Raw genomic sequence first — 26,150 nt, 5'->3', positions numbered from 1 at the left:
AAGCAGAAGGTATGCTAAAACGAAATAATTGTGTTTATACCCAAATTGTAAAGCATTGCTTGGCAGATGAGCTTTTGCCTATAATACGAGATTTAAGGAATATGAATGAGACAGAATTTTATAGTGCAAAATTGTATGATGATTGGGGGGCTTATGATGGGCTAGTGGATTTTTTGTTTCGCTTACGCTTACAACTACAAGCAAAAGTGGCAAAAGCACATTAACGAGTAAAACATAACAAAAATGAGTTTGCGTTAGGTAAAAATCACATAAATGGTATCGAAAACTTTTTTACTTCATTTCACTTGCAACTACAAGCAAAAGTGGCTATGCAGAGCATAGACTTACTAAATTAAATGAATCAAAAAAGAGAGTTTTTTTGCTTCATTTAAAAGAAACAGAATTTAGATATAAGGCTAGCAGTAGCATTGAAATGTCAAAATACAAAAGCAAGATTTGTATAAAATCTTGCTAAAAATGATAAGAAATCAACCGCTTAAGTTGTCTTGAGCCTTAACAAAATGCAAAAATACAAAATAAAATCAAAATAAAATAGTGTAAAATTTTGATTTTGCAACTCCTATAAACACCATAACTTAAACTCAAAAAAACTAAAAATAAGGAGAAAAAATGAATAAAATCGAAGGGAAAATCCTACTTAAAGGCAGTGAAAAAATCGCAATTATATGCTCTAGATTTAACCATATCATAACCGATAGACTTATAGAAGGAGCGCAAGATAGCTTTCTTAGACACGGCGGAAATGCGAAAAATTTGGACTTGATTTTAGTACCAGGGGCGTTTGAGCTACCTTTTGTGCTTGATAGGATTTTGGCTAGCAAAAAATATGATGGTGTGTGTGCGATTGGCGCGATTATCCGTGGTGGGACGCCACATTTTGACTATGTGAGTGCAGAAGCGACAAAGGGCATAGCAAATACGACTTTAAAATACGGAATGCCTGTAAGCTTTGGGGTGCTAACCACGGATAATATCGAGCAAGCAATCGAGCGGGCAGGCTCTAAAGCTGGAAATAAGGGCTTTGAAGCGATGAGTTCGCTTATAGAGTTGCTAAGTCTTTATGCGGAATTAAAAGTGTAGATTTTGAGGCTAATTTTGGCTTAACATAGCAAAATCTACCCCCACAAAAAAGGCACAAAATGGCGACTAGGACGCACGCTAGAGAAGCGGTAATCGCGCTATTATACGCATATCAAAGTGGCAATGCAGACACAAAAGATTTTGCACCTAGCTTCCTAGAATCTCGCAAAATCAAAAATAAGCAAAAAGATTTTGCGCTCGGGCTTTTTAGCGGAGTTATGGAGCATTTAGAAACGATCGATTTTGAACTAGCGCAAAATCTGCAAGAATGGGATTTTGAGCGACTAGGGCAAATGGAAAAAAGCATACTAAGGCTTGGTGCGTATGAGATAGCCCACACTAGCACGCAATCCGCAATCGTAATCAATGAAGCCTTAGAACTAGCAAAACACTATGCTGATGAAAATGCGACAAAGCTCATAAATGGCGTGCTAGATAAAATCAAAAAAGTAAAGCAAGATTAGGTGGTATTTTTGTGGGGGTATTATGCGGGGTGTTTTTTTGAATCGTTTATAAAGCAATGTTTATAGGATTTGGAAAAGTTTTAAGAAGCGTAATATCATATCAAAAGTGGTGCGCCCAAGAGGACTCGAACCTCTGACCTACGGCTTAGAAGGCCGTTGCTCTATCCAGCTGAGCTATAGGCGCAAAATCTAGCAAAGTCATAACCAAAATCCTAAAAACTTTAAGACTTTATCTTTAAGGCTTTTTTTGCTGGTGCGCCCGAAGGGAGTCGAACCCCTAACCCTCAGATCCGAAGTCTGATGCTCTATCCAATTGAGCTACGAACGCAAAATCTAATAATTTGATAATGTATAAAAGAATCTACAAGAAGTCAAAAGTAAATGGGGTGGGTAATGGGGCTCGAACCCACGACCCTCAGTGCCACAAACTGATGCTCTAACCAACTGAGCTATACCCACCACAAAAAATTCAATATATCAACAACACAAAAAAAATCAAAAAACTTCAAATGGTCGGGGCGAAAGGATTCGAACCTTCGACCCCTTGGTCCCAAACCAAGTACTCTAACCAGACTGAGCTACGCCCCGATATTTGAATCTAGAAAAAACTAGCAAAAAAAATACAAAGAACAAAAAGCCAAAAATGGCGGACAGAGAGGGATTTGAACCCTCGAGACCCGATTAAGATCTGCACCCTTAGCAGGGGTGTGGTTTCAGCCACTCACCCATCTGTCCCTACTAGAAAAAATCGCCCTAAAACAAAAAAAGGCAAAAAAGCAACATCTGTCAAACTCGTTTTTACAAAATTTTGCAAAAAATAAAGCTGTGATTTTACTCTATACTGCATAAAATATACCTTAAATATCATAGATTTTTGGTTACTCGTTACTAGATTTTGGCTATATTTTGCATTGTGTTTGTGTTATTTTTCCTAGATTATGTCGCGTTTTATGCAGATTTATTTTTGCAAAATTCATTGACAAATCCTACAAGCGAACGATTTTTACGCCCATTCCGCCTTGATTGGCGGGCGCATCGCCAAAGCTAACTACTTTTGGGTGTTTGCTTAAAAATTCTTTTGTGATTTTTGCTAGCACTCCTCCACCTAGCCCGTGGCATATCGCCACCTCATCAAACCCAGCCACCAAACTTTGCGAGATAAAATCCTCCATAGCCTCTATCGCCTCTTCTGCGCGAAATCCGTGCAAATCAAGGCTAGGACTTGCCCCCCTTGCCACGCTCTCAAGCGTATAGCCTTTTTTGATAAGATTTGGGCTTGTATCTTTTTCTAGCTTATGGCTTGGTAAATGCCTAGAATGCGATTTTAGAGAATTTTTTTGCACTTTTAGTCGCATACCAGAATCTAGCTCGATTACAAAAAGCCTATCTTTTTCCTCCAAGATTTTGCCCTTTTTGCCATTATATTTTATGCTATCGCCTTTTTTGTAGTCGTTGTTTTTATGTAGATTTTGCTCTGCATTACTATTTTTTGCATTATTATTTTTTTCATAAAAATTATCCAAAATCTTATGAGCATTATTGATATTTCTATGCGCTTCACTCATTGTATTTGCCTGCTGTTTTAGCGCGTCTAGAGCTTGTTTATAGGCTTCTTGCAAGCTAGATTCTTTTTTTGCAAAATCCTCTTTTAATGACAATATTAACTCATCATATTCTTGGTGTTTTTTTGCTAGATTTTCTAGCTCTTTTGAAGCTTGCTCATTTTTAGATTTTAGCTCTATTTCTAGTTTGCTAGATTGCTCTATTAGCTCATTTAGCCTCTCTTTGTCCGCTCCATAATGCTCCCTTGCCCTCTCAAGCAAAAGTGGTGAAATCCCATATCGCTCCGCGCTCTCAAAGGCATAGCTTTTGCCGATACTTCCGTGCATAAAATCAAACAAAGGCTTGCCTAGCGCAATATCAAAAAGTGCCGCGCTCATTTGCACGCGCAAATCCCCAGCCATAAGCGAAGCAAGGCGTTTGTGGTGCGTGGTAAGCACGATTTTATTGTGCTTTTTTAATAACTCATCTAGCAGGACTTTATAAAGCGAGCTAGCCTCATCAGCGTCTGTGCCTAGCTCGATTTCATCGATTCCTAAAAGCATATTTTCTTTAGCTAGATTTTGGCTAAATTCTATCATACGCCCCGCAAAAGTAGAAATATCATTTTTGGTATTTTGCGGATCAGATATGATGGCATAAATGCGCTTAAAATGCGGAATCTTACTTTTGTGCGGATTGATTTTCATCGGCAAGAAATGTTTTGCTAAAAATGCTGCGCTTAAAATAGATTTTAGAAGCATTGTTTTGCCACCTGCATTTACGCCTGTAAGGATTAGCGCACCTTTGTCAAATGTGATATTTATAGGCTTTGGATTTGATAAAATCGGGTGGCAAAAATCACGCAAAATGATTGTGTCAAAATCGTGGCTAAAATCTTTATTATGCTTGTTTTGATTGTGTGTTTTATGTGGATTTTGTGGGCTTTGTGAGATATGTGAGATAAAATCTAAATTATGCTCTTTTGCAAATTTTATGCGCGCTTGAAGTAAGTCAAATTTATCAAATTCTTTATCAATAAAGCTCAAAAAATGCAAGTTCCCTTTTAGCAAAATCGATAGATTTTCACATATTTTAGCAATCTCTACTTCAAGCAAATCACGCAAAGAATTTTGCTTTTCATAAAGCTGTTTTATGCTACTTGGCAGGACATAAAAATACCCCGCTTGCGTGCGCTCTAAGATATTGCCATTTAGGATTTTGCTAAATCCAGCTTTTAGCAAAAGGCATTGGCATTCATAAATAAAATGCACTTGTTTATCCACCAAAAATGGCTCGATTTTAGGAGAATTTAGCAGCGAAGTTAGCTCGGTTTTTATCTGTGAGGCGACATTGTTAAGATTAGATTTTATGGAATCTATTTGAGAAAAAATGCCATCTTTTATCTCGCCTTTTTGGGTAAAAATTAACATTGATTCTAGTAAATTTGGCGGGAAAATGATTTTATCTAGCCATTGTTTTAGGCTACTTTGTGGGGAGATTTGTGGGTTTTTTTGAGCGTGTTTTTGAAGCAAAGAAAAATATCCCAAAATCTTAGCTATGTTAAAGATTTGGTTTAAATGCAAAACACCATTTTTGCTTAAATGCAAAAATGCTAAATCTAGGGATTCTACGCGTGGGATAGTAGGCAAAGATATGCTAGAAAACGCGAAATCTAACTCATCTAAAATCTTTTTGTATAGCCCAAAATCCCCTTGCAAATAAATAGGCTTTTTTCGTGCCAAAAACGCGCTAAAATCGCAGATAAACCCCTCCAAATCAAGCTGTTTGATTAGCCTAGAATCTGCTTTATTATGCAAAGACAAAAAATCATTTAGCATTTCTGCTGTGCTAGCATTTAGATTTTGACAAAAATCTGCGTTATTTTGCGTATTTTGTGTATTTTGTGTATTTAGCATTTGCATAGTTTTGCATAAAGCGTGATTTAATACCCGATTTCATATAGCTTTTTGCGCTCGCTTGAGCTTGCGATATTAAGCTGTTTTCGATACTTAGTTATCGTCCTGCGCACGATTTTTAGCTCAAATTTTTCCTCTATCATTTTTAGGATTTTCAAATCGCTTAGCGGTTTTTTGCGATTTTCGCCTTTGATGATTTCGCTTAGAAAATCTTTGATTGAAGCATTGCTTACATCGCCCTCAATCGCGGTGGTAAAAAAGCTCTTTATAGGGAAAATCCCCCTTTGACATTCTAAATATTTATTAGAAATCGCACGCGAAATAGTGCTTGGAGCATAGCCTAGCTCTTCGGCAATATCTTTTAGCTTCATAGGCTTCATCTCCCCTCCCATAAAAAAATCATACTGATAATCCACTATCATAAGCCCCACTTTTTTAATCGTTGCTTTGCGCATTTCTAGGGCATCTATCAAGTCGCGCGCTTCTTTGATTTTGGTTTTTATGTAGGTTTGGGTGTCTTTTTCCTCGTTTGTGAGATTTGCACTGCGGTTGTTTTGCAATGTCTCAAGCCTAGATTCTTGTCTCTCTAGCTCGATTATTGGGTAGTATTCATCATTGCTTTTTACGATGATATTTCCCTCCTCCTCTAGCACATAAATATCGGGGATTTTATACGAGTCCTCATAGTCAAAATCTAATCCGGGGGGATTTTTAAAACTTCGTATGATTTTCATCGCCTCTTCATAAAAAGGGCTTTTTTTGTATTGGGTATGCGCGCTTAGATTGTGGATTATTTGCGTGCAAAGCTCATAAGTGTCATTATCTGCCCCGCTAGATTCTAGCTGAAAGCAAAATGACTCTAGCACATCTTTTGCCCCCACTCCGCGTGGCTCAAGATAGCAAAATCTAGCGCGGATTTTTTCATACTCCGCTTCCTCCACACCAAGCCTTTTAGCACAAACCTCACTATCCTCCCTAAAATACCCCTCGCTATCAATCCCCTCAATAATATCAAATGCGATTTGTTGAGAAATATCCGTAGGAAAAAGCGGGGGGTTAATTTGAGATTTTAGATTTTCATAGAAACTATCTTTTGCGATAGTTAGCTGCTCGATTTTCTCGCTTATGCTAGATTTTGTGGCTATGCTATTGCTTTGCTTGCTAGATTTGCTTATTTTATTTATTTTGCCAAAATCCTCTTCTCTAGCATTTTTTATGTTGATAAATGGATTTTGCATAGCGCAATCTTTTAGGATTTCCTCCACTTCGGATAAATCCCCCTGCAAAATGGGCAACCAGCTTTTAAGCGTAGTAGATAATTTGCCTTTGATATTTTGCCGTAGGCGAATCGCTCCTTGCGCCATTTTGTCCCCTAAGTCTTGCTACGCCCTAAAATGTTCGCCTAGATAGTAACGGCGAACAAGGGCGTTTTGGTAGATTTCATCAGCACTTCCACTTGCAAGCAAAGAGCCAGATTTTATCACATAGGCTCTCTGACATACTGATAATGTCTCACGCACATTGTGATCGGTGATAAGCACGCCTATATCCATATCTACAAGCTTTTGGATAATCTTTTGAATATCTATCACAGCGATTGGATCCACCCCTGCAAAAGGCTCATCAAGTAAAATAAACTTTGGTTCTTTTATCAGTGCGCGGGCGATTTCTACACGCCGTCTCTCCCCACCGCTTAGGCTTAGCCCTTTTCGCTTTCGTATAGGTTCTATGTTAAATGCTTCTAACATTTGCTCGATTTTGTGTGCGGCTGCTTTGGCGTTTTTAAAAGTCGCTTCCGCTGCTAGTGCTAGATTTTCCTCCACACTCAAATCTTTGAAAATGCTAGATTCTTGTGGCAAGTAGCCTATGCCTAGATTTGCCCTTTTGTGCAATGGATATGCTGATAAATCCTCCCCATCTAAATACACCCCCCCAGAGCTAGGCTCTAAAAGCCCGCAAATCATATAAAAAGTCGTAGTTTTTCCCGCTCCATTTGGTCCTAGAAGTCCGACTACTTCGCCACTTTCTACAAAAAGAGAGATACCATTGACAATTTTTGTTTTTTTGATATGCTTGGCTAAATCTTTTGCCTCTAGCTTATGCTCTCCCATCGCCTTCCTTAGTGCTTTTTGTAAGTATTTTTTGTGGTTTTTTTGGTTTTTGATATTGATTTGTAATGCTTGATAATGATTTGTAAAAAATGCGAAACAAATAAGTATATAAGAACAAAAATTGCTTGTTATTATAACTGCGTTGTTTTAATTTGTGGCGTTTTTTGTGTTTTTTAGTCCTGTTTTGGCATTTATGATAAAAATCTATAAAATCTTTTAGAATCTTTTGGCGTTAGGGTTTGGGATAGATTTTTGATATGTTGTGATTTTTTGTTGTGTTGCAAAACCTCATCTAAATCCTCGCTAATAATGATTTCTACGCATTCAAAGCCATTTTGCTTTAGCAAAGGCACTGCTTCTTCCCCCCACTCGATAAAATGCCACCCCTCCTCATCTAGCCATTCCAAAAGCCCAAGCTCTAGCACATAGTCCAAATCTATGCGATACAAATCATAATGAAATACACTGCCATAGTTTATGCTATTTGCTTGATTTTGGCTATGGATTTTGCCATATTCATTTCGTATCCCAAAAGTAGGCGAGCTAGCACGCACCAAAGCAAAATCCTCAAAATCCACACTATTTTTTTTGCTACTTGTTTTTACGCTTTGTTTCGCGCTATTTTTTTTTGCGTTTTTGTTATTATGTAGATTTTGCTTTTTTTGCATAAGCGATAGCACAGCTTGCACTAGCGTAGTCTTGCCACTTCCTACCGCACCGCTTAATACAAAAATCCTCTCCCCTCTCTCCAAAATCATACTAGCGATTGATTCTATATCTGCCACATTTGCGCAAAAAATGTCGGTATTTTTCACATCTTGTGTCGTTGTTTTTTGCGTATAGCTATGTGCTAGATTTTGTGTTGTGTTTGTCATTTATGTTGTTTTTGGTTGTTCGTCATTTTTTATATGCATTTGTGTCGCACCAAAATTTTGCTTTATGCTATCTATTAGCTCTTTATTTTGGGCTAAAAATTGTTGAGTTTGGAGCTGTGATTTTGCTAAATCGTTGGAGTTAGATTCTGCTTTATTTGGCTCATTTAGCTCATTAGATTGTGTCTCGTTTTCTTCATTAGATTCCACAGATTTGCTTGAATCAAAATTGCCAAAATCCGCATTGCTAGAATCCATATTTGCAAAATCTTGTTGTAAGTTAGATTCTTGCGTATTTTCTTTTGGGGTAGATTCTGTTATGTTATTTGGATTTTGGTTTGGGGGTTGATTTGGTGGGTTGTTTTCGTGTTTGCTAGGATTTGTATCATTTATCTTGCTATCTTTTGTGGTGTTTTTTATCGCTATTGTTTCGCCAAATATCTCTTTTGCAAGCGCGACTATGACGGCATATCCACGCGTTAGTTGCTCTTTTTGGCTTTCATTTGGGCTAGATTTCCAATACAGCACATTTTCTTTCACGCATTCAAACTCCACGCACGCGCTAAAAACTTCGCCTAACTCAAAAGAGCGGTCATAAATCTTTTTGATTAGTTCATCAAATTTTGCGCTATCTAGGTTGCCATCTAGGTTGCTAGATAGATTTTGGTTTGGCATATTTGTAGGCACTATATTTTGTGGGGTAGGATTTGACATAGATTGCGTGCTAAAATCTTGCTCGTTATCATTTGTGATATTTGGGGGATTTTGGGTATTGCTAGCTTTATTTTGCATAGATTCTTGCGCTAGATTTTGCGCGTTATTTTGTGTAATATTTTGGGTTAGATTTTGCGTGTGGCTTGTGGCAGAATCTAGCGTGTTTGCTTTGGTTAGATTGTTAGAAAAAGTAGTTTTTTCTAGTGAATTTATCGCTTCATTTATATCTCTTAGCTTCATTGCCTCGCGCATTTTTAGGCTTATAAGCGTTAGGACAAACCCACCATCTGGATTTAGATTTAGCAGGGATTTTGCCCGCGATAAAATCCCTAAAAATCTATCCAAAAGTAGCAAAGGAAAATCCTTATTCCCGCCAAAAAGCGCGTCTTTTAGAAAAAGCAACATTTCATCGATTATCATTTCGCATTCATATTCGCTTAGCGTTTCTAAATTTTTCTTTAGCCCCTCCTCATCATTATGCAAAATACTCCCAAAAAAATCACTCAACACTTGAGGATCCACCACGCCTAGCATTTGGGTTACTTGCTGTGTCGTCAAAAATTTATCGCAATAATTTATCGCTTGATCAGTTAGCGTTAGCGTATCTCGCAAACTCCCCCCGCCAGAGCGAGCGATAATCTCTAGCGCACCATCATCATATCCTACTTCTTCTTTTTGCAATATCATCTTTAAATGCGCCACAACAAGCCTATGTGGAATCTTTTTAAACCGAAAATGTTGCGTGCGTGATAAAATCGTAGCAGGAAGTTTTAGCGGGTCAGTAGTCGCAAGGATAAATTTCACATACGGCGGAGGCTCTTCAAGAGTTTTTAATAATGCGTTAAAAGCCTCTTTTGTCAGCATATGGACTTCATCAATGATAAAGATTTTAAATCGTGCCATTGCGGGGGCGTATTTGGTTTGCTCAATCAAATCGCGGATATTATCAATGCTACGATTTGAAGCAGCGTCCATTTCGATAATATCGATATTTCGCCCCTCTAATGTCGCCTTGCAAATATCACATTCCCCACAAGGCGTAGAGATGGGTCCCCTCTCACATTCCAAAGCCCGCGCAAAAATCCTAGCCGAGCTTGTCTTGCCACTGCCTCTAAGCCCGCTAAAAAGATATGCGTGCACAATGCGATTTTTATCTAATGCCATTCCTAGCGTTTTAGAAATCGCTTCTTGTCCTATGAGGTCGCAAAATAGCTGTGGGCGGTATTTAAGGGCTAGGGCAAGCGACATAGATTCTCCTTAATTTTAGCTACAAAATCTCACGCAAAAATGCAAAAAATTTAATTAAATCAATAAAAAATAAGTTGAAATTATAATGACATTTTTGCAACATTTGCAACAAAACGATAAAATGTTGGCTCTTAGGAGCGATATTCTTTCTAATCAAGTTTTAAGTCAAAATTTGCGTAAAAACCGCTTATACAGCTTAAAAAGGCTTAATGCAAAATCACAAACTAAACTAGCAACAAAGGGGCATACAAATGACAACTGCAAAAACAAACACAAAAGCAAAAAAGCACCAAAATCCAAAATCTAAAAAATCCCAAAAAATCAACAACATTCACAGCTACAACATTTCTACTAAAGATTTGCAATCAATCTTTAAAACCCTCCCAAATATCACGCATTTTCAACTGCAAAAAATTCGCACAAAAATGCCTACTAAGATTTACAAAAAGCTACAAACGCTATGTCCTTTTATTGACAAATACACCATTAAAGATTTGCAAAAAGAAGCCACTTCGCTTATGCAAATCGCCACAAAGCTATCAAATGACGCTGCATTTAGCAACCTCGTGGAAGCAAAATAACGCTAAATAAAACTAAATAAAAGCTAAAAAATATTATTAAATTGTCATAGCCATATTGTTTATTTGGCTATGTTTTAGTCTTTTTTTTTAGTCGCGTTTTTTATTGAGTCGTTTTTCTTGGATAAGTTAAAAACTTATTAAAACTTCTTGTGATAAGATTTCGCTTATGCTTTTTAGCAACGCTAACTACCACAAATACATAAAACAACACATAATTAAGCAAGGCAACCAAATGAAATCTCTGCCAAATTTTCTTACCATTAGTCGCATTATCTTAAGTATTTTTTTACTCTTTTTTTTGCTACATAGTGATTTGGTATTGCCATCTTGGGTGGATAAAAGCTGGGCAAATTATGTCGCGTGTTTGATTTTTTGCATAGCGAGCATTACGGATTTTTTTGATGGCTACATAGCGCGAAATTTTGCCTTAGAATCCACTTTTGGCGCAGTGTTTGATCCTTTAGCAGATAAGATGCTAATTTTAAGCGCGTTTATTGGGTTATTGCTTCTTGGCAGGGCAAATGCGTGGGCAGTGTTTATGATTTTAAGCAGGGAGTTTTTTATCACGGGTTTGCGCGTAGTAGTCGCTTCTGCAAAATCCAACTCCAAACAACCACAATCTAGCAAAACAAAATCTAGCATTTCTATCAAAGCAAGCAATTTAGGCAAATACAAAACAGGTGTGCAAATCGCTGCGGTTGCGTTTTTGCTAGCGGATTTTTTCCCGGGCGGTGAGGTGCTTTTGTGGTTAGCGACTTTTATCACGCTATATTCTGGCATAGATTATACGGTCAAATATTACAGGGCTTTGTAGATTTTTGATGAAGTCTTGGTGGATTCTCACAAGATTTTAAAAAATCTTGCAAAAACGCGCAAAATCTAGTTTATAGCCATTTTATCAAACACAAATTTAAGGAGCATTATGGGTTTTTTAGAAGCACTTTTAGCATTATGTTTTTTAATCTTTTTTCACGAGCTAGGGCATTTTTGCGTAGCAAGATATTTTGGCGTATGTGTAGAAGTCTTTAGCATAGGGTTTGGACCAAAGATTTTGACCAAAAAAATCGGGCAAACCAAATACGCGATTTCTGCTATCCCGCTAGGTGGCTATGTAAAGCTAAAAGGGCAAGATGACTTAGACCCGCTAAAAAAAGATAGCGCAAATGATAGCTTTAGCACAAAGCCTGCGTATCAAAAAATGTTAATTTTATTTGCTGGACCATTTTTTAACTTTATTTTGGCATTTATCATATACCTAATCGTAGGCACTATGGGGGTAAAAACACTATCCCCAAAACTAGACACCCCAAAAGAAAATTCCCCTGCAAGCGCGGCAAAACTCCAAAAAGGCGATGTGATTTTATCCATCGATGGCAAGCAAATACACTCTTGGGAGGACATAGCCATAGCCATTGCAAATGCTAAAGAAATAAAAGATGGGGATAAAAAACTAGCAGAATTAACCTTTGTGATAAAAAGAGAATCTAGCGAAATCTCTCAAAAAAATGATTCTACAATTAAAGATTCCAATGCCACGCAGCAGATTTTAGAAATCAAAATCGCCCCGCAAATCACCCTAACCAAAAATATGTTTAACGAAGAAATATCTCGCCCCATCATTGGCATAACGCCACTAGGCGAAGTCATCGAGCAAAAGTTTGGTGGATTTGGGCTAGTTGCATTTGCTCTTGATGAATGCAAAAAATCTTCTGTGATGATTTTTGAGGGAATCAAAAAGCTAGTTTTAGGAGTGATTCCGCTAGGGGAGATAGGCGGTGTGGTAGGGATTGTAAATATTATGGCAGATATTGCACCTAGCGGGTTTGTCGCATTTGGCTTGCTTGTGGCACTAATCTCTATAAATCTAGCGGTTTTAAACCTGCTACCTATCCCAGCACTTGATGGCGGGCAAATGCTCATCACGCTTTATGAGGGGCTAAGCAAAAAGCCTATAAACGAACAAGTGCTTTATATTATTACGATTGCGGGCTGGAGCTTGCTACTAGGGCTTATGCTACTAGGACTTTATAATGACTTTTCGCGCATTTTCCCAGACTCCCTGCAAGCATTGCCACGCATAGAGCCTTAGAGATTTTATCGGTTTAGTCAATGCCCGCATTCTCTGTAAGCGCGCTAAATGCGCAGATAAAATCTCTTATTGAAACGACATTTTTATCTGTCGTAGTGGAGGGGGAAATCAGCAATTTTACCCTGCATAGTAGCGGGCATTTATATTTTAGTCTAAAAGATGAAAAAAGCATCATATCTTGCGTGATGTTTAGAGGGAATGCTAAGGGATTAAAATTTACCCCCCAAAATGGCGAAAAAGTCGAGCTAAAAGGCACGCTAACCGTGTATCTACCAAGAGGTAGCTACCAAATCATCGTTGAGAGTATGCACCAAAGCGGGCAAGGGGAGCTAGCACAAAAATACGAGGAGCTAAAAAAAACGCTAGAATCAAAAGGCTATTTTGCAAAATCCAAAGCCCAAAAACCTCTGCCCACATTCCCCAAAAAAATAGCCCTGCTTACTTCGCTAAATGGCGCAGCCCTCCAAGACATACTCCGCGTGGCGCAAAATCGGTGGAATCTAGTGCATTTTGTGGTGTTTGACACGCTCGTGCAAGGCGCAGAGGCAAAGCACAAAATCGCTCAAAATATCGCGCTAGCTGATAGTTTTTATGGAAGTAGTGAAGCGTTTGATATAATCGTGCTTAGCAGAGGTGGGGGGAGTATGGAGGATTTATGGGCGTTTAATGAAGAAATCGTAGCCGAAGCGATATTTAACGCACGCACGCCCATCATCTCAGCCGTAGGACACGAAATCGATTTTGTGATTAGCGATTTTGTAGCAGATGCACGCGCTCCTACGCCAAGCGCGTGTATGGAGATGATTTTGCCCGACAAAAAAGAATGGCTTTTAAGGCTTGATGATTTATCACAAGCCCTAGATGTTAGTTTTGGCAAGATTTTGCAAAAAGCAGGTGCGACTTTGCGCGATTTGTCCGCATTGTATGAGTCCATAAGCTATGAAGCAAAGCTAAAGCAATGCGCTACGCATATCGCTACGCATAAAGATTTGCTAAATTCCACTTTTTGGGCTATCTTGCGACAAAAAAGTCAAAATCTAAATTTATTTAAGCAAAATCTTAGCCTAGATGTTGTGTTTAGACAAAAAAAAATGTTGCTAGATTCTCTAAAGCAAGCTATGCAGGGGCAAAATCCAAAATCTAAAATCAAAGCAGGCTATGCCCAAATCTCACAAAAAGGCGATATAAAGCCTTTGTGTGATTTAAAAGTAGGAGATGAGTTTGAGCTTTGTGATGGCAATATAGAAGCAAAAGCAAGACTGCTAGATAAGGATAAGTAGAAAAGCAATATTTTGTGGATTTTCATAAACGCAACTAGCACAACTAAAGCGCGACACAAAATCAACCAAATCAACGCTAAGCGCGAATAGCTCATAAAACACGCATTTTGCAAAAGATTTTATAAACCTTTTGCAAATGACTCTCTTGCAAAAAAATACAAAAACTTGCAAAAAATGACAAAAAAGCCACGCGCAAATCCGCATTTTATGCGGATTTAACGCTATGAATGGATTACAAACAAAATCGCTATTTTGGCATACAGCCTATGATAAAGCTAGCATTTAGCACCAAATCTTCCTCTTTTGTCGTAGGAAGTGATAGCTCTCGATTATTTAGCGCGGATTTGGCAGAGGCTGGCTCTACACTCATCGCCATTACGCCATTTCTGCCTTGCGCTTTTGGTGCTTTTAGATTATCTACTTCTTGGAAATTTATATCCTCGATATTGCACTCCTGCCTCAAAGCCTTAGAATATTGTTTTGCAACGCCTTGCGCTTTTTTTAGCAATTCTGTTCGCATCTCTTGGGTATTTTTATCAATCTGCTCAGGGGTAACAATCGCTTGCAAAGGCAATAATGGAAGCGTAAGCAACGCATTTCGCCCCACTTCTACACCCACAGCTTTTAGCAATTTTTCATAAGAAGTTTTTTGCTCAATACCAAAACTGCATTCAATCTCTTGGCTAGCACTAAAACCTACCCTGCGTCTATTGCGCTCATAATACACTTCTGGCGCATATCCATAGCTACCGCCCGAGCAAATCTCTTTATTTGCCTTTATGAGTCTAGAGACTGCTTCAAAAGTCTGCACCAAACTATCACTTTGATCATCATTTAGCTTAGATAGCGCACGCAAAGCGTTGCTACCTTGTATGCGGATTTTTGCCTTAAATGTGTCTGGTTCAGCTTTAGAGCGCACTTCCATTTCCTGATTTATGGTTAGTTTTCGCTCGGTTGCGATTTTGTTGTCATTGAGGGCAAATCCTAGCCATATACCGCATACAAACACGATAGCTACGACAGAGACTGCCACGATGAATTTTTTTGAGTCTAACATAGTATGCTCCTTAAATTAAGCAATTATCATTAGCTAGATTTTGGTGTGGCTAATGATTTTATAGTTGCCTAATGAATTTGTAATTGCATTGTAGTCAAACAAACCTTAATATTTACTGAATATTTACTAATTATTTACTTAATATTAACTAAATATTTAATGCAGATTTACCATTAAATTTTGGGCTTAAAATAGCGTATTTTAGGGGGTTTAGCAAAAATGATAGTTTAGATTTTTGCAAAAAACATTGCAAAAATTTTTAAAATATTTTTGCAAATATTGCTAGATTTTGCAAAAATATTTGTTGATTGTTTATGGATTTTATACCAAAAAATTTTTACCACATATCAAAAAATATAGCCCAAAATCTAAAAAAACCAATCAATAATCAAAAATAGCCTTAATTATTCAACAAACAACAACTATAAAATATATTATTTTTAGCGATAAAGGTAGATTGTCATTTTTTCGCTTTTTAGGATTAGGCTTTTGTCCTCTTTATGCGTGATTTCAAACACCCCATCAAGTCCGCGCACAAGGCGAAATTCAAACCTTGTAACCTCTCTTGGCGTGCAAATCTTGCGCGTAGCACTGCCCGGGATAATCTCTAAATGAGTCCTATCATTCCACGAATACCGCGCATAATACGAGCCACAGCCACTCTCCCCTGAAATCCTATTTTCTTTTGCATCAAAATCCATTGTGGCGATTTTATCGATTTGTGCTAGCTCATATATGGGCGTTGGCTGACTTGCGTTGCTACCATTATTGCCGTTATTTTCGCTAGCATTCTGGCTATGTTGCTCACTTGTAGCGGATTGCTGATTAGATTCTTGTGGCAAGCCATTTTTTAGTGATTCTTGCGCATTTTGTGCTAGCACTTGAGGAGAGAGAAACTCCTCGCCATTTTCGCTACCATTTTCACTAAAAACAACGATTTTTTGGATATACCATTCATTTGCAGGGAGGTTGCCCTGTGTGGCTTTGCGCTGGATAAAATCAAACAACGAACACCCGCTAAATCCGCATATAATCGCTATATTTATCGCCATTAGTTTTAAGATATTTTTTTTTGTGTGTGTCAATTTTTTTCCTTTTTTTGTGGGGATTAGAAGTGGCGCATAAAGCGCGTATGTATGGGTAATAGCTAGAATGATTTGCTTTTGTCTTGCTTTAGTTTTTTCACGGGCTTTTTATCGTAATATAAAGCAAAATCTACTCCAAAATTTTACAAAAAATTTACCAACATTTCGTTTTCTGGCTTGCTCAAAATCACTTAATGGATTTTAGCGGATTTTGGTTCGCTCTAAGATTTTGCGACAAAGCGCATTTGTTGTGAAATTGCACTTAAAAGCGGGCTGTTCGCTAAAATCGCTTGGAGTTATGCTAAAAATGGTATTTTGATTTCCCGCAGTTGCGATTAGACGATTTTTGCTAAAAGTTAGTTGGCAGTTTTTGGTATTGTCAAAATCGCTATTTTGCAACGAAGTTTGCAATAAATGCAAGCTAGATTCTTGCATCGTTGCAAGTGGTGTTGGACTAAGCGTAAAAGAAGTATAAAGCAGTGAAAATCTCTCTTGTAAAATCGCCAAAGACTGCGCTAACTTAGCATAGCAAGATTTTTCTTTTGTGTGTAAAAAGCTAGGGATAGCCACGACTAGCACACCCAAAAGAGCGATGACAAACACTAGCTCAATAAGGCTAAACGCGCTTTTTGTATGCCCTGCTTTGATTGCGCTTTTTTCCCGTGCAAAATCTAAACTAAGCGACAAAATCTAAACCCAAATGTTATGCAAAATCTAAAGCAGTGAATCTTGCAAATTGATTCTAAGGGGGTTTGGATATGCTTTTAGTAGTTTTTGACAAAGTGGCGAGCTAGATAGCGGGGCAATCTCTATATTTAGCGTTTGCGCGCTTGCATCGATTATCACGCAGTTATTTTGCGTATCGATTGTGCCATCTTTGCTTAGTCGCACGCCATTTCCCTGCGCTATCCAGCGCAGTGGGGATAGCCCTGCGATACGCATTATAAAATCTCCTTTTAGACTAGAAGCGAGATTGTCCTGTGTGGTGGCGGCTACTTGGATAGATGAGATAATAGCCTGTATGTCTTTATTGATGGCAGCATATTGCGCATCGGTGCGAGTAGCACTTAGCTTTGGGATAGCAATAGCTGCTAATATCCCAACCACAGCGATGACAAACACTAGCTCAATAAGGCTAAACGCGCTTTTGGAGTGTCTATGAAAATGTTTATTGAAATGTCTATTTATGCGTCTTGTTTTTTGTATTTGTTGCATATTTTTCCTTATTTTTGTCTTGTTATTTTTTGCGTTTTTGCTTTGTGCAAAATGGCTTTGCACAAAAAGAGAAAAAATGCTATCTAGCTTAAAATCTTATCAAGCATTTTTTTGACAAACTCCGCACAGATTTTCGCACTTGAGTCCAAAAACTCATCAAAACTCACTTCCGCGCTACCATCAGCACTATCACTGATAGAGCGAAACACACAAAAAGGCACGCCAAAGCTATCGCACACCACCGCCACGCTAGCACCCTCCATCTCCACTGCGTCCGCGCCAAAATTATCCACTAGCCATTGTTTTTTCTCCGCACTATGCACAAACTCATCGCCTGAAGCGATTATCCCCTCTTTTAGCAGGATTTCGCCATTTTTCACTCCACATTCCGCGCTATATTCTTGTGCGACAAGATTTGCTATGCCATTTAAAATCTTGCTAGATTCTACAAATAACTTGCTTTCAGGGATAAATCCTAGCGGATGCCCAAACGCGCTAATATCCACATCGTGCTGGCATAGCTTGGTAGCAATTAGCATATCGCCGATTTTTAGATGTGGATTTAGCGCGCCTGCCACACCGCCAAAGATTATCGCCTCACAGCCAAAATGCGCTATCATCGTGGTAGCAGTCATCGCGCTATGGACTTTGCCTATTTTGCTATATGCGACATATAAAGTGGCATTTTTGTATGGAATCTCATAGTAGATATTCCCCCCCACAGCAAGCGCGGTATGCGTGGAAAAAAGATTTAACAACGGCGTAATTTCTTCTTGCATAGCACCGATGATACCGATTTTTTGGTAGTTTGGTGCAATATTAGATTTTATACTAGATTCGTTTTTGTCGTGCATTTATCGCTCCTTAAGATACGCTTTTGACTCGCTTTTTTTGTCGCATTTGATAGATTTTAGCCATTTTGCTGTATTTGGGCTATGGTGGCTTTTAGTGATTCTGTGTCGCTTACATTTAGCGTGGGTTTTTGACTTAGCCGTTTGTTTAGCCCTTTTAGCACATAGCCGTGTCCTAGCTCGATATAGGCATCTACTTCGTTATCTATGCTTTGGATAGATTGTTTGTATAGCACGGGGGAGGTTAGTTGCAAACTTAGCAGTTTTAGGGCGTCTTTTGCGTTGTTATAGGGTAGCGCATTGGCATTTGAGATGATAGGCAGTGCAAAGCTATCTTTTAGCATTGGCTTTAGCAACGCTTCAAATTCTGCATTCATAGGCTCTAATAATGGGCAATGGCTAGCCACAGACATAGGCAGTAGCAATACGCGTTTAGCACCCAAATCTTTTAGCGCATTGGTAGCAAAATCTAAATCAGCCTTTTTCCCAGCGCAAACGACTTGCCCATCGCCATTATAGTTTGCACACCATATTTGTTTGCCATCTTTGCGTAGATTTTCACACGCCCTCTCTAGCTTGGCGTCCTCTAGCCCCACGACTACAAGCATTCCTGCATCGATATTTTCGCAAGTTTTTTGCATTAGCTCGCCTCTTTTTTGCGTGAGATATAGCCCATCTTCAAAGTCAATGCCTAATGCCACGCATAGCGCACTTATCTCGCCTAGCGAATGCCCTAAGGCAAATTTGGCTAAAAGTGGGGATTCTTGTTGCAAAATAGTGTGGGCAATTTGACTTATCAAAAAAATCGCTGGCTGGGTGTATTGGGTTTGGTTTAATAAGTCATTTTCGCTAAAAAGTAGCTTAGCAAAATCTAGCTTTAGCTTCTCGCTAGCTATGCCAAACATTTCTTTTGCTACTTCAAAATTGTCATAAAAATCTTTGCCCATTCCGATAGCTTGAGAGCCTTGACCCGGGAAAATAAACGCATATTGCATAATTACCTCGCTTTAAAAAAGTTGTGTATTTTTGCGCCTTATTTTTTGCAAAACGCGTATTTTATCAATTTTTTGCTTAGAATTTCTTAGATTTTGTGTTTTTGTATGTTTTGATATAATGTTTCAAATTTTTTATATTTTAAGGATTGTGCTAAATGAAAGAGCTAGATTTTGATTGCCCCATATTTTTGACTCAGAGCGACACCACAGCGGGATTTCTCTGCGCTAATGCCAAAAAGCTAAATGCCATAAAAAAGCGTGCGCAAAATCAAAAAATACTGCTTGCTTTAAGCGATTTTAGGGAGCTAAAATCTCGCTTTAGGATTCCACCTTTTGCCAAAAAAATCGTGCGAAATGCTAAAAAAACAAGCTTTATTTTGCCAAATAAAGAGAGTTTTCGTGTAGTTGCAGAATCTAAAAAGCTAGATTTTACGCTAGATTCTAATATAGATTTTAGCAATGCGCATAGGGAGTTTTTATCCCATTTTGGAGGGCTTTATAGCACTTCGGCAAATGAAAGTGGCAAGCCGTTTAATCTAGCGTGGGCACTGCAAAATGCCGATATTATCGTGCTAAATTCTAGGGGGATTTTTGAGGCAAAGCCTAGCAAAATCTACAAGCTAAGCAAGCATAAAGCAAAAATCTTGCGACACTAAAAGCGCAAAATAAATGCGCAAAAATCTAGCAAAACCTAAATCCAAACAAAATCCAAAAGGGGAAAAAATGAGAATCGATAAATTTCTAAACTCTACAAATGTGCTAAAGTCGCGCAAAATCGCCCAAGATATGTGCGCTTTAGGCGTAGTAGAGATAAATGGCATAATCGCAAAAGGAAGCAAAGAAGTCAAAGTAGGCGATAAAATCACGCTAAGATTTTTAGAATCAACCAAAATCTATGAAGTTCTAGCAATCCCTACGACAAAATCAATCCCAAAAGCAAAATCTAGCGAATATGCAAAGCTAATAAGCGAGGGCAAATAAGCAAAATTTGTGCGTTTTGGCGTTTTTGTGCGTTTTGGCGTTATTGTAAAGTAAAATTTTGTCATCGCAAGCGTTTGCTTTATAGCCATTGCAAGCAAATGTTTTTTTATCATTGCGAGATTTTGCTTTATCATAAATTGTGAGCTGGCAAAGTAAGCGTAGCAATCTAAATAAGCCCCCTCCCTTAGCGCGAGGGGGCTAGGGGGTGGGTTTTATCCCCATCGCAATGACAAAAACGCTCGTTATATTCATCATACTGATGAAGCAAAGCTACCGAAGTATCCAAACTTTTGTGCAAATTTACATTATGTTGCAAAATGTTGCAAATTTGGCTTATTTGCAAAATCTACTTTTTGGATATTTTGACTAAAACTTAAAGTATGACATTGTGTAATGCGTGGCAATGACAATTTAGGAATAATATTTGTATAGAAAACAATGCTAGAATTTATCGCTTAAAGTCAGTCCCAAAAGTTAGACGAAAGTTATACTAAGGTAAATGTATCGTTTTTTGTTTTTTGTTATAATCGCATTATTTTTAGATAAATATTGAATCAAAGCAAAATCATAAAGACACGGCAGGACATTGATAGCGACACGCTAAGGAGTCATAATGAAACAAACTATACTCCATACAAATATACCAAAACCCACTACAAAATCCACCATCACGCTAAGCGTAGCCCTTGTGTTTGCGCTGTGCGGACTTTCTCACACTTCTAATGCTAATAATATTACGGATTCTGTTTATAATTTAAAAAACGAAAATAACGCAAATTCAGGGATTTTCTCTGTGGGTAGCACGCGCACTTGGAGCACTGGCGGGGCTAGTTTTAGTCAAACTTACACAAATGGCACACTTATCTTTGGCAATACCTCAAAATCCCCTAAAACAGATTCTAACATTTGGTTTGGTGGCGATGGCTGGCAGAGCGGACTTGTAGGCTATATCACTACCAAATTTAGCGCAAAAGATATTTATCTCACAGGCACGATTGGCGGGGGCAATGCGTGGGGCACAGGTGGAGGCGTGCAGCTAGATTTTGACTCTAGCGGGGGCTTTAGAGCGGATTCGCTAGATTTGAAGCTAAATCACGCAGGCTTGCAATATAGCAATTTCTTTGTCAAAGCGACAAATGGCATTAGTTTTAAAGATTCTACTTTGCAGGCTAGCTCTAATGGCTTCAAAATGCACCTAACTAACACAAATGGCGATATTACGCTTGATAAGACAAACGCAGATTTTGGTGGCGAAGTAGGCATAACTTCAGGCACAAATATCAACCTAAACAATGGCTCTTCTATCACTTCGCGGGGAAATGCCATACGACTAATGGCTGGCTATATCCAAAATGAAGTTCAAAATGAAAAAGGTGAAAAAGTGCTTAAATGGACACCTAAAGAAAATGGCTCTATCACGGGAAATGGGAATCTAGATTTCTCCGCAGGCACGGCTGTAAATCCCGGGGTGATTGAAATTTTTGCAAAAGATAAAATCGAGCTAGGCACGACAAAATTGCAAGTCAATGCCTCCGCGCTAAATGGCTCTATGGAGGGCAGAATCGAAGTCAAAACAACTACGGGGGATATTTCCTTTGACACACTAGAATTGGTAGGAAATAACGGAATCAGCGCGTTTGGCACTTATGCACATATCAAAGCAGGGGGAAGCATAAAAGTAGAAACAAATGGCGCGATTTACTCAAATCGTGGGATAAATAACTCCACCGATACCGCAGGTAGATTTCGCGTAACGCTAGAAGCGGGGCAAAATATTGACTTAAAAAACACAAATATTTCCCTGCTAAATCAGCTAGCAGGTATCGGCGCACCCGATAGTATGACGATAAAAGCAGGGGGGAATCTAGAGCATAGCGGGACGATTTCATTTCTCACCAAGCAGCAAACTTGGGAAGGGGCTATGCTAGATATTAGCGGTGTCAAAGGCAACGCAAAGCTAGGAAATATCATAGGTTCAGCGTTTTATCTAAATGCAAATAAAAATCTAAGCGCAAATTCTATCCGCATAAATGCTAGGCAGACAAATGGCGGATTTTATGGCACAGGGACGCAGATATGGACAAAAGAGGGTGGCACATACACTTTTGATAAGATGACTTTAGATGAATGCGGGCTTACTCCGTGGGGCTGGTGTGAGGTAGCAAATACCGCTAGGCTTAGCTTTTTTGGCACGAGCGGGGCGGATAGCAATGGCGAGGGAGGCTCTGGGACAAACTCTTTTGTCAAAGGCTCTACACTAAATATCACAGACCTAAACTTAGGGACTATGGCAGGACTATACGCAAGCAATATCCAAAACACCAATATAACAAATATCAATATGTCAAACCTCTCAACTGCGGTATTTCACAACCTAACTCTGCAAAGTGGTGGTTCTATCACTATGGATGCCACAAGCCAAATCCAAGTAAAATCTAGGGCTTATGAGGTAAATACCACGCCCATACTTGGCAAGGTTACGCTAAATGTAGATAGCAGTGATAAAACTAAGCCGTTTTTATCTATCACTTATGCGGGCAAAAATTTAGAAAATCTCAACATACAAGCAGGCAAGACTTATCGCTTCATAGACGCGGGCGAGATAGAATATAATCTAACAAATAAAGATAGCACAAGCACATTTCATTGCACCGATAATGTAGAAAATTGCAATACCATTAAGCAAATGTTTGGAATCTATGCGGGGGGTAAAGATTCTAGCAGATTAGATTTTGGTGCTAGCACTGCGGATAATTTTTTGAGACTAGAAAAAGCGGGGCTAAAATTTGAAAAAGTCGCAGACTACTCCACCATAGGCATAAAAGCTACTGCCATAGATTATAAAAACCCCTATGACATCGATGATATACGATACTATATCTGGCAAAAAGGTGGCGATGAAGCAGTGGCAAAAATCGGCGGAATCTCAAAAGGTGCGCAAGAAAAGCAAACCACGCAAACAAGGCTAAATAGCTCATTTTCCACTACGATTGATGGCGCAAACAAAACCACCACAGAATCTCCCACAAGCGAGAAAGTCTATACCATAGCAGGCAAAGGGGATTTTACCCAAAGCGAATTAGCAAGTTGCACGACAGATAGTTGCAAAAACTTGAGTGAGCAAGAAAAAAATAGCGCAGTAGAAAAAAAAGTAACCCACCTAGAATCTGATATTTTCAAATGGTTTGATGTGCTAGCTTTGCACCAAAAAGGCATAACTTGGACAGCTACAAATATGCTAAATTATGATTTAAGTTTCTTTGAAAAGACAGCTAAACAGCTAAACAATACCCTTGAGCAGCTAGTATCCACCGAGCGAAAATCAAACGCCGCCTCTTCTGTGCGCTTTGCCTCTGATTTAGCAAAAGCACAAAGGCTAGTCAAACTCGCTAGAATCGACAAAGAGGAGGAAAACTACCGCTTTGCAGAGCTTTTATCACAAAAGCGATATGCCGCAAGCGGAGGGATAAAAAGCGATGCGGGGGGAGTGGATTTTGGATTTTTGTATAAATTTTCAAATCGCCACGAGTTTTATAACAACCTCTGGGCAAACGCGCTAGGAAGTGCTAGCTTTGTCGATGGTGGATATGGCACGCTATATGGCGCAAATGTGGGGTATGATAGGTTTATCCCGCTAGGAGAAAATGGAATCATACTAGGGCTAGTCGCCTCCTATGGCTATGGCAACTACACTGCCAACCTACTAAAAAACCAAAGCCACAATGTAAATACAGGTATCTACTCCCGCACAATGCTAAAAAACAACGAAATCGATGTCAATGTGGGCTACACTATTGGTATGAATAGCGAGGATTTGGTAACGCGCCAAAATGTATGGCTATCTAGCCTAGACCAAAGCTACAAATACAACACACACACCATAAACGCCAATGCAAACTACGGCTATATCTTTAGCTTAAAATCTAGCGGATTTGTATTTAAGCCAAATGTGGGAGTTAGCTACTATCATATATTTACAGGTGCGCTAAACGCAGAATCAAAACAAATCGTAAGTGCTGATAATCCAAACGCCCCAGCGCAAAATCTAGCTGTCCAATCCCCACAGAGTGCGCGTGATTTAATCGCGCTAAATCTAGCCCTAGAAACAAGGCAATATCTAAATAAAGGCTCATATTGGTTTGTAAATGTTGGCGCACAAAAAGATATGTTTGTAACAGGAGGCGAAATCCTGCAAGTGCGATTTGTAGGCGAAGAGTCGCTAAACTACAAAAAAAGCGACAATCTAAATACATTTGTCCTAGCAAGCGCAGGTGGGGAAGTCCAGCTAGGCAGACGAATGTTTGTAAATTTTTCACTCGGTGGCAAAGCAGGGCTTAGCTACAAAGATATAGGCGTGCAAGCAAATCTAGGTAGCAGAATCGTATTTTAGGAAGTTTTGGGGGGGGGTTGGTTTTTGCGGGGGTTTATGAGTTTGTATATGTTTGATTTTGCGCGAGTTTAGATTTTTATGAGTTTAGATTTTATAAGATTAGATTTTGCAGGATTATATTTTTGTAAGCCTAGATTTTGCAACCTTAAATTTTATAAGTTTAGTTTTATGCAAAATTAGTTGTATGAAAGTTTAGATTTTTTGAAGTTGGTTTTTATATGTTTTTTGCATATTAGATTTTGATATGACTTCGCAATAAGTGATATTGTTATTCCTTACCTTTAAGCTCTTTTTTGATTTTCTAAGATTTTGCTTTATCATCATTGCTTTGCACCAAAGCAAATAATGCTAAGATAGCTTAGCCAAACAACGACTAAGCAAAATCCTAGCATTAAATCCAAAATCTAAAATGTATAAGAATATCCTAGCGTAATGATGAGATTTCGTATTGAGGTTGTAGTAGGTGCGGTAGCTTCACCTTCAGCATTAGTGCCAGCACCGACAGATTTGCTATAAGCAAGAGTTGGGATTCTAAAGTTTAAGCTAGCATTGTGGTGCTTGCCCATATATACCTCTAGCCCAGCATTTACAGGCAGGACAAAACCATTTGCGACTTTTGTATTTGTGGTGGTTGCGGTATTTGCTTCAGTCGTAGTTGAGCTTGTATCTGCCGAGCCATAGCCAGCACCTAATCCAGCATAAGCACCTAGCCCCACACCACTCAAATCAAAAAATTTAAATGTAGCTTCTACATTTCCCGCGACTTGATGATAAGAATTAAGAATTGAAGTTTTTGTGGTGGTATTTTTGTTTCGTTGGTTGTAGAATCACTAGCATTAAATCCATAATGATAGCTAGCATAGCCTCTTATACCCACCCATTTATTAAAAAAATGCGTGTATCCAAGTTTTATACCAATTTTCGTTGCAGGTGAAAATTGATTTGCGCTTGTAGTTGTGGTAGTTGTAGCATTTTGTTCGGTGGTAGTTTCTTTTGTAAATGAAGCAATCCACCCAAGCTCCGCGCCCAAGAAAAATCCGCTAGAAGAATCTTTTGCTTCTTTTGGAGCTTTTTGCGCAGGGGCAGCTATGCTAAGCCCCCCCAACAAAAACGCCATACTCGCCATAGCGACACTCTTTTTTAATAAAACTTTTTGCACTTTCATAGTGCCTCCTTATGTGAAATTTAGAGGCAAGATTATATCGCTTAGAAAGTTAATAGCAACTAAGCAAAATCAATAAAATCTAATCTTTTATCAAATTTATATAATCTTTAGATAATCCTTTTTTATACATTATTTTATGGATTATTCCACAGATTTTGTGGATTATCACAAATCTACATTTCGCGCAAACGCGCAAAAACTTGACACACAAAAACTTAACACGCAAAATATTGCATTTACAGCGTTTGTCATATTTAGCATAACGCAAGCGCAAAGCAAAAAGCCTCATCATTGCAAGCATAACTACGCCACGCGTGGCAATCTATCCGCTTACTATACTTAAGCGTAGCAAAATATCTCAAAATACACAAATAAATAGAGATATTTCGGCTTTTTCAAAGCCTAAATATGACAAAATCCGTCATCGCAAACAAATCGCAATACTTGCGTAAAAATCGATTTTATTAGATTTTGTCAAAAAAGCGTGTTTTTT

24 protein-coding genes, 5 tRNA genes and 1 pseudogene are annotated in these 26,150 nt (G+C 38.6%); 11 read left to right on the top strand and 19 right to left on the bottom strand.

Translation table 11 applies throughout. From position 1 onward, the window contains the following. The 3 genes and pseudogenes from ACWIX0_RS05790 to nusB form a co-directional block, all read left to right on the top strand. Window positions 1–510 (top strand): annotated as a pseudogene (locus ACWIX0_RS05790) (hypothetical protein); the annotation flags it as partial. A 120-nt stretch (window positions 511–630) separates the two neighbouring features. Further along, on the top strand, window positions 631–1,101 hold the full coding sequence (gene ribH / locus ACWIX0_RS05785; RefSeq protein WP_454172729.1) for a 6,7-dimethyl-8-ribityllumazine synthase: 471 nt from the start codon (window positions 631–633) through the stop codon (window positions 1,099–1,101). 59 nt (window positions 1,102–1,160) lie between these two features. Further along, complete coding sequence (gene nusB / locus ACWIX0_RS05780) at window positions 1,161–1,565, top strand: transcription antitermination factor NusB (RefSeq protein ID WP_454172727.1); 405 nt, start codon at window positions 1,161–1,163, stop codon at window positions 1,563–1,565. A 107-nt stretch (window positions 1,566–1,672) separates the two neighbouring features. On the opposite strand, the gene ACWIX0_RS05775 is transcribed toward nusB, so the two are convergent. The 10 genes from ACWIX0_RS05775 to ACWIX0_RS05730 all read right to left on the bottom strand — a co-directional run bounded on the left by ACWIX0_RS05775 (window position 1,673) and on the right by ACWIX0_RS05730 (window position 9,968). Further along, window positions 1,673–1,749: transfer RNA gene (locus ACWIX0_RS05775), tRNA-Arg, on the bottom strand. A 67-nt stretch (window positions 1,750–1,816) separates the two neighbouring features. After that, window positions 1,817–1,893: transfer RNA gene (locus tag ACWIX0_RS05770), tRNA-Arg, on the bottom strand. 54 nt (window positions 1,894–1,947) lie between these two features. Beyond that, a tRNA-His gene (locus ACWIX0_RS05765) sits at window positions 1,948–2,024 on the bottom strand. Window positions 2,025–2,075: 51 nt separating this feature from the next. Then, a tRNA-Pro gene (locus tag ACWIX0_RS05760) sits at window positions 2,076–2,153 on the bottom strand. A 56-nt stretch (window positions 2,154–2,209) separates the two neighbouring features. Then, window positions 2,210–2,300 (bottom strand) — tRNA-Ser (locus ACWIX0_RS05755). Between the two features lie 251 nt (window positions 2,301–2,551). After that, the gene (locus ACWIX0_RS05750; protein ID WP_454172725.1) at window positions 2,552–5,029 is read right to left on the bottom strand and encodes an endonuclease MutS2; all 2,478 of its coding nucleotides are present in this window, start codon (window positions 5,027–5,029) and stop codon (window positions 2,552–2,554) included. Window positions 5,030–5,049: 20 nt separating this feature from the next. Next, window positions 5,050–6,387, bottom strand: a complete 1,338-nt coding sequence (locus tag ACWIX0_RS05745) for an RNA polymerase factor sigma-54 (protein WP_454172723.1) — start codon at window positions 6,385–6,387, stop codon at window positions 5,050–5,052. An 18-nt stretch (window positions 6,388–6,405) separates the two neighbouring features. After that, on the bottom strand, window positions 6,406–7,134 hold the full coding sequence (lptB, locus tag ACWIX0_RS05740) for an LPS export ABC transporter ATP-binding protein (RefSeq protein WP_454172721.1): 729 nt from the start codon (window positions 7,132–7,134) through the stop codon (window positions 6,406–6,408). Between the two features lie 191 nt (window positions 7,135–7,325). Then, entirely contained in the window at window positions 7,326–8,009 is a 684-nt protein-coding gene (locus ACWIX0_RS05735) for a tRNA (adenosine(37)-N6)-threonylcarbamoyltransferase complex ATPase subunit type 1 TsaE (RefSeq protein ID WP_454172719.1), read from the bottom strand. Then, the gene (locus ACWIX0_RS05730) at window positions 8,010–9,968 is read right to left on the bottom strand and encodes a DNA polymerase III subunit gamma/tau (RefSeq protein WP_454172718.1); all 1,959 of its coding nucleotides are present in this window, start codon (window positions 9,966–9,968) and stop codon (window positions 8,010–8,012) included. Window positions 9,969–10,219: 251 nt separating this feature from the next. Between ACWIX0_RS05730 and ACWIX0_RS05725 the strand changes: the two genes are divergently transcribed. The 4 genes from ACWIX0_RS05725 to xseA all read left to right on the top strand — a co-directional run bounded on the left by ACWIX0_RS05725 (window position 10,220) and on the right by xseA (window position 13,918). Continuing rightward, window positions 10,220–10,549: a hypothetical protein gene (locus ACWIX0_RS05725; RefSeq protein WP_454172716.1), complete on the top strand. Its 330-nt coding sequence runs from the start codon at window positions 10,220–10,222 to the stop codon at window positions 10,547–10,549. 232 nt (window positions 10,550–10,781) lie between these two features. Beyond that, window positions 10,782–11,363, top strand: a complete 582-nt coding sequence (pgsA, locus tag ACWIX0_RS05720; protein ID WP_454172714.1) for a CDP-diacylglycerol--glycerol-3-phosphate 3-phosphatidyltransferase — start codon at window positions 10,782–10,784, stop codon at window positions 11,361–11,363. Between the two features lie 108 nt (window positions 11,364–11,471). After that, window positions 11,472–12,638: an RIP metalloprotease RseP gene (gene rseP / locus ACWIX0_RS05715; protein ID WP_454172712.1), complete on the top strand. Its 1,167-nt coding sequence runs from the start codon at window positions 11,472–11,474 to the stop codon at window positions 12,636–12,638. 20 nt (window positions 12,639–12,658) lie between these two features. Beyond that, window positions 12,659–13,918, top strand: a complete 1,260-nt coding sequence (gene xseA, locus ACWIX0_RS05710; protein WP_454172710.1) for an exodeoxyribonuclease VII large subunit — start codon at window positions 12,659–12,661, stop codon at window positions 13,916–13,918. 247 nt (window positions 13,919–14,165) lie between these two features. Here the strand turns inward: xseA and ACWIX0_RS05705 are convergent, their stop codons facing one another. The 6 genes from ACWIX0_RS05705 to fabD form a co-directional block, all read right to left on the bottom strand. Next, window positions 14,166–14,975: a hypothetical protein gene (locus ACWIX0_RS05705; RefSeq protein WP_454172708.1), complete on the bottom strand. Its 810-nt coding sequence runs from the start codon at window positions 14,973–14,975 to the stop codon at window positions 14,166–14,168. A gap of 440 nt (window positions 14,976–15,415) precedes the next feature. Next, a complete protein-coding gene (locus tag ACWIX0_RS05700) occupies window positions 15,416–16,060 on the bottom strand; it encodes an META domain-containing protein (protein ID WP_454172707.1) in 645 nt (214 codons plus the stop codon). Window positions 16,061–16,261: 201 nt separating this feature from the next. Next, on the bottom strand, window positions 16,262–16,747 hold the full coding sequence (locus ACWIX0_RS05695) for a type IV pilin protein (protein ID WP_454172706.1): 486 nt from the start codon (window positions 16,745–16,747) through the stop codon (window positions 16,262–16,264). A gap of 27 nt (window positions 16,748–16,774) precedes the next feature. Next, a complete protein-coding gene (locus tag ACWIX0_RS05690; protein ID WP_454172704.1) occupies window positions 16,775–17,275 on the bottom strand; it encodes a type II secretion system protein in 501 nt (166 codons plus the stop codon). Between the two features lie 83 nt (window positions 17,276–17,358). After that, window positions 17,359–18,129 carry a 5'-methylthioadenosine/adenosylhomocysteine nucleosidase gene (locus tag ACWIX0_RS05685; protein WP_454172702.1) on the bottom strand — a complete coding sequence of 257 codons (771 nt, stop codon included), beginning with the start codon at window positions 18,127–18,129 and terminating at the stop codon, window positions 17,359–17,361. A gap of 56 nt (window positions 18,130–18,185) precedes the next feature. Further along, window positions 18,186–19,121 carry an ACP S-malonyltransferase gene (fabD, locus tag ACWIX0_RS05680; protein ID WP_454172700.1) on the bottom strand — a complete coding sequence of 312 codons (936 nt, stop codon included), beginning with the start codon at window positions 19,119–19,121 and terminating at the stop codon, window positions 18,186–18,188. Between the two features lie 155 nt (window positions 19,122–19,276). On the opposite strand from fabD, the gene ACWIX0_RS05675 reads away from it, so the two are divergent. Both ACWIX0_RS05675 and ACWIX0_RS05670 read left to right on the top strand, forming a co-directional pair. Continuing rightward, window positions 19,277–19,777: a Sua5/YciO/YrdC/YwlC family protein gene (locus tag ACWIX0_RS05675; protein ID WP_454172698.1), complete on the top strand. Its 501-nt coding sequence runs from the start codon at window positions 19,277–19,279 to the stop codon at window positions 19,775–19,777. A 67-nt stretch (window positions 19,778–19,844) separates the two neighbouring features. Continuing rightward, window positions 19,845–20,102, top strand: coding sequence for an RNA-binding S4 domain-containing protein (locus ACWIX0_RS05670; RefSeq protein WP_454172733.1), 258 nt, complete (start codon window positions 19,845–19,847; stop codon window positions 20,100–20,102). Window positions 20,103–20,286: 184 nt separating this feature from the next. Here the strand turns inward: ACWIX0_RS05670 and ACWIX0_RS05665 are convergent, their stop codons facing one another. Then, complete coding sequence (locus ACWIX0_RS05665) at window positions 20,287–20,445, bottom strand: hypothetical protein (RefSeq protein WP_454172696.1); 159 nt, start codon at window positions 20,443–20,445, stop codon at window positions 20,287–20,289. Window positions 20,446–20,715: 270 nt separating this feature from the next. On the opposite strand from ACWIX0_RS05665, the gene ACWIX0_RS05660 reads away from it, so the two are divergent. Next, a complete protein-coding gene (locus ACWIX0_RS05660; protein ID WP_454172694.1) occupies window positions 20,716–24,492 on the top strand; it encodes a vacuolating cytotoxin domain-containing protein in 3,777 nt (1,258 codons plus the stop codon). Window positions 24,493–24,896: 404 nt separating this feature from the next. Here ACWIX0_RS05660 and ACWIX0_RS05655 read toward each other — a convergent pair whose 3' ends face one another. Together ACWIX0_RS05655 and ACWIX0_RS05650 are read right to left on the bottom strand one after the other, a co-directional pair. Continuing rightward, the gene (locus ACWIX0_RS05655) at window positions 24,897–25,208 is read right to left on the bottom strand and encodes a hypothetical protein (RefSeq protein ID WP_454172692.1); all 312 of its coding nucleotides are present in this window, start codon (window positions 25,206–25,208) and stop codon (window positions 24,897–24,899) included. Between the two features lie 32 nt (window positions 25,209–25,240). After that, window positions 25,241–25,657 carry an outer membrane beta-barrel protein gene (locus ACWIX0_RS05650; protein WP_454172690.1) on the bottom strand — a complete coding sequence of 139 codons (417 nt, stop codon included), beginning with the start codon at window positions 25,655–25,657 and terminating at the stop codon, window positions 25,241–25,243. A 136-nt stretch (window positions 25,658–25,793) separates the two neighbouring features. Here ACWIX0_RS05650 and ACWIX0_RS05645 point away from each other — a divergent pair, with 136 nt between their 5' ends. Continuing rightward, window positions 25,794–26,000 (top strand): hypothetical protein, encoded by a 207-nt coding sequence (locus ACWIX0_RS05645; protein WP_454172688.1) that lies wholly within the window; start codon window positions 25,794–25,796, stop codon window positions 25,998–26,000. The last annotated feature ends 150 nt before the right edge of the window (window positions 26,001–26,150 follow it).

The sequence above is a fragment of the Helicobacter sp. T3_23-1059 genome (assembly GCF_053654515.1).
Note: the sequence above shows the minus strand (reverse complement) of the source record. Positions and strands in the feature narration are given on the sequence as shown.

Bases quoted from the DNA above. Each gene is read 5' to 3' on its own strand.
- ACWIX0_RS05685 (WP_454172702.1), bottom strand. From the start codon at position 18,129: ATGCACGACAAAAACGAATCTAGTATAAAATCTAATATTGCACCAAAC.
- ACWIX0_RS05705 (WP_454172708.1), bottom strand. From the start codon at position 14,975: ATGTTAGACTCAAAAAAATTCATCGTGGCAGTCTCTGTCGTAGCTATC.
- ACWIX0_RS05690 (WP_454172704.1), bottom strand. From the start codon at position 17,275: ATGCAACAAATACAAAAAACAAGACGCATAAATAGACATTTCAATAAA.
- ACWIX0_RS05725 (WP_454172716.1), top strand. From the start codon at position 10,220: ATGACAACTGCAAAAACAAACACAAAAGCAAAAAAGCACCAAAATCCA.
- ACWIX0_RS05650 (WP_454172690.1), bottom strand. From the start codon at position 25,657: ATGAAAGTGCAAAAAGTTTTATTAAAAAAGAGTGTCGCTATGGCGAGT.
- rseP (WP_454172712.1), top strand. From the start codon at position 11,472: ATGGGTTTTTTAGAAGCACTTTTAGCATTATGTTTTTTAATCTTTTTT.
- nusB (WP_454172727.1), top strand. From the start codon at position 1,161: ATGGCGACTAGGACGCACGCTAGAGAAGCGGTAATCGCGCTATTATAC.
- ACWIX0_RS05660 (WP_454172694.1), top strand. From the start codon at position 20,716: ATGAAACAAACTATACTCCATACAAATATACCAAAACCCACTACAAAA.
- ACWIX0_RS05750 (WP_454172725.1), bottom strand. From the start codon at position 5,029: ATGCAAATGCTAAATACACAAAATACACAAAATACGCAAAATAACGCA.
- ACWIX0_RS05675 (WP_454172698.1), top strand. From the start codon at position 19,277: ATGAAAGAGCTAGATTTTGATTGCCCCATATTTTTGACTCAGAGCGAC.
- xseA (WP_454172710.1), top strand. From the start codon at position 12,659: ATGCCCGCATTCTCTGTAAGCGCGCTAAATGCGCAGATAAAATCTCTT.
- ribH (WP_454172729.1), top strand. From the start codon at position 631: ATGAATAAAATCGAAGGGAAAATCCTACTTAAAGGCAGTGAAAAAATC.
- ACWIX0_RS05670 (WP_454172733.1), top strand. From the start codon at position 19,845: ATGAGAATCGATAAATTTCTAAACTCTACAAATGTGCTAAAGTCGCGC.
- lptB (WP_454172721.1), bottom strand. From the start codon at position 7,134: ATGGGAGAGCATAAGCTAGAGGCAAAAGATTTAGCCAAGCATATCAAA.
- ACWIX0_RS05745 (WP_454172723.1), bottom strand. From the start codon at position 6,387: ATGGCGCAAGGAGCGATTCGCCTACGGCAAAATATCAAAGGCAAATTA.
- ACWIX0_RS05730 (WP_454172718.1), bottom strand. From the start codon at position 9,968: ATGTCGCTTGCCCTAGCCCTTAAATACCGCCCACAGCTATTTTGCGAC.
- ACWIX0_RS05645 (WP_454172688.1), top strand. From the start codon at position 25,794: ATGGATTATTCCACAGATTTTGTGGATTATCACAAATCTACATTTCGC.
- ACWIX0_RS05735 (WP_454172719.1), bottom strand. From the start codon at position 8,009: ATGACAAACACAACACAAAATCTAGCACATAGCTATACGCAAAAAACA.
- fabD (WP_454172700.1), bottom strand. From the start codon at position 19,121: ATGCAATATGCGTTTATTTTCCCGGGTCAAGGCTCTCAAGCTATCGGA.
- pgsA (WP_454172714.1), top strand. From the start codon at position 10,782: ATGAAATCTCTGCCAAATTTTCTTACCATTAGTCGCATTATCTTAAGT.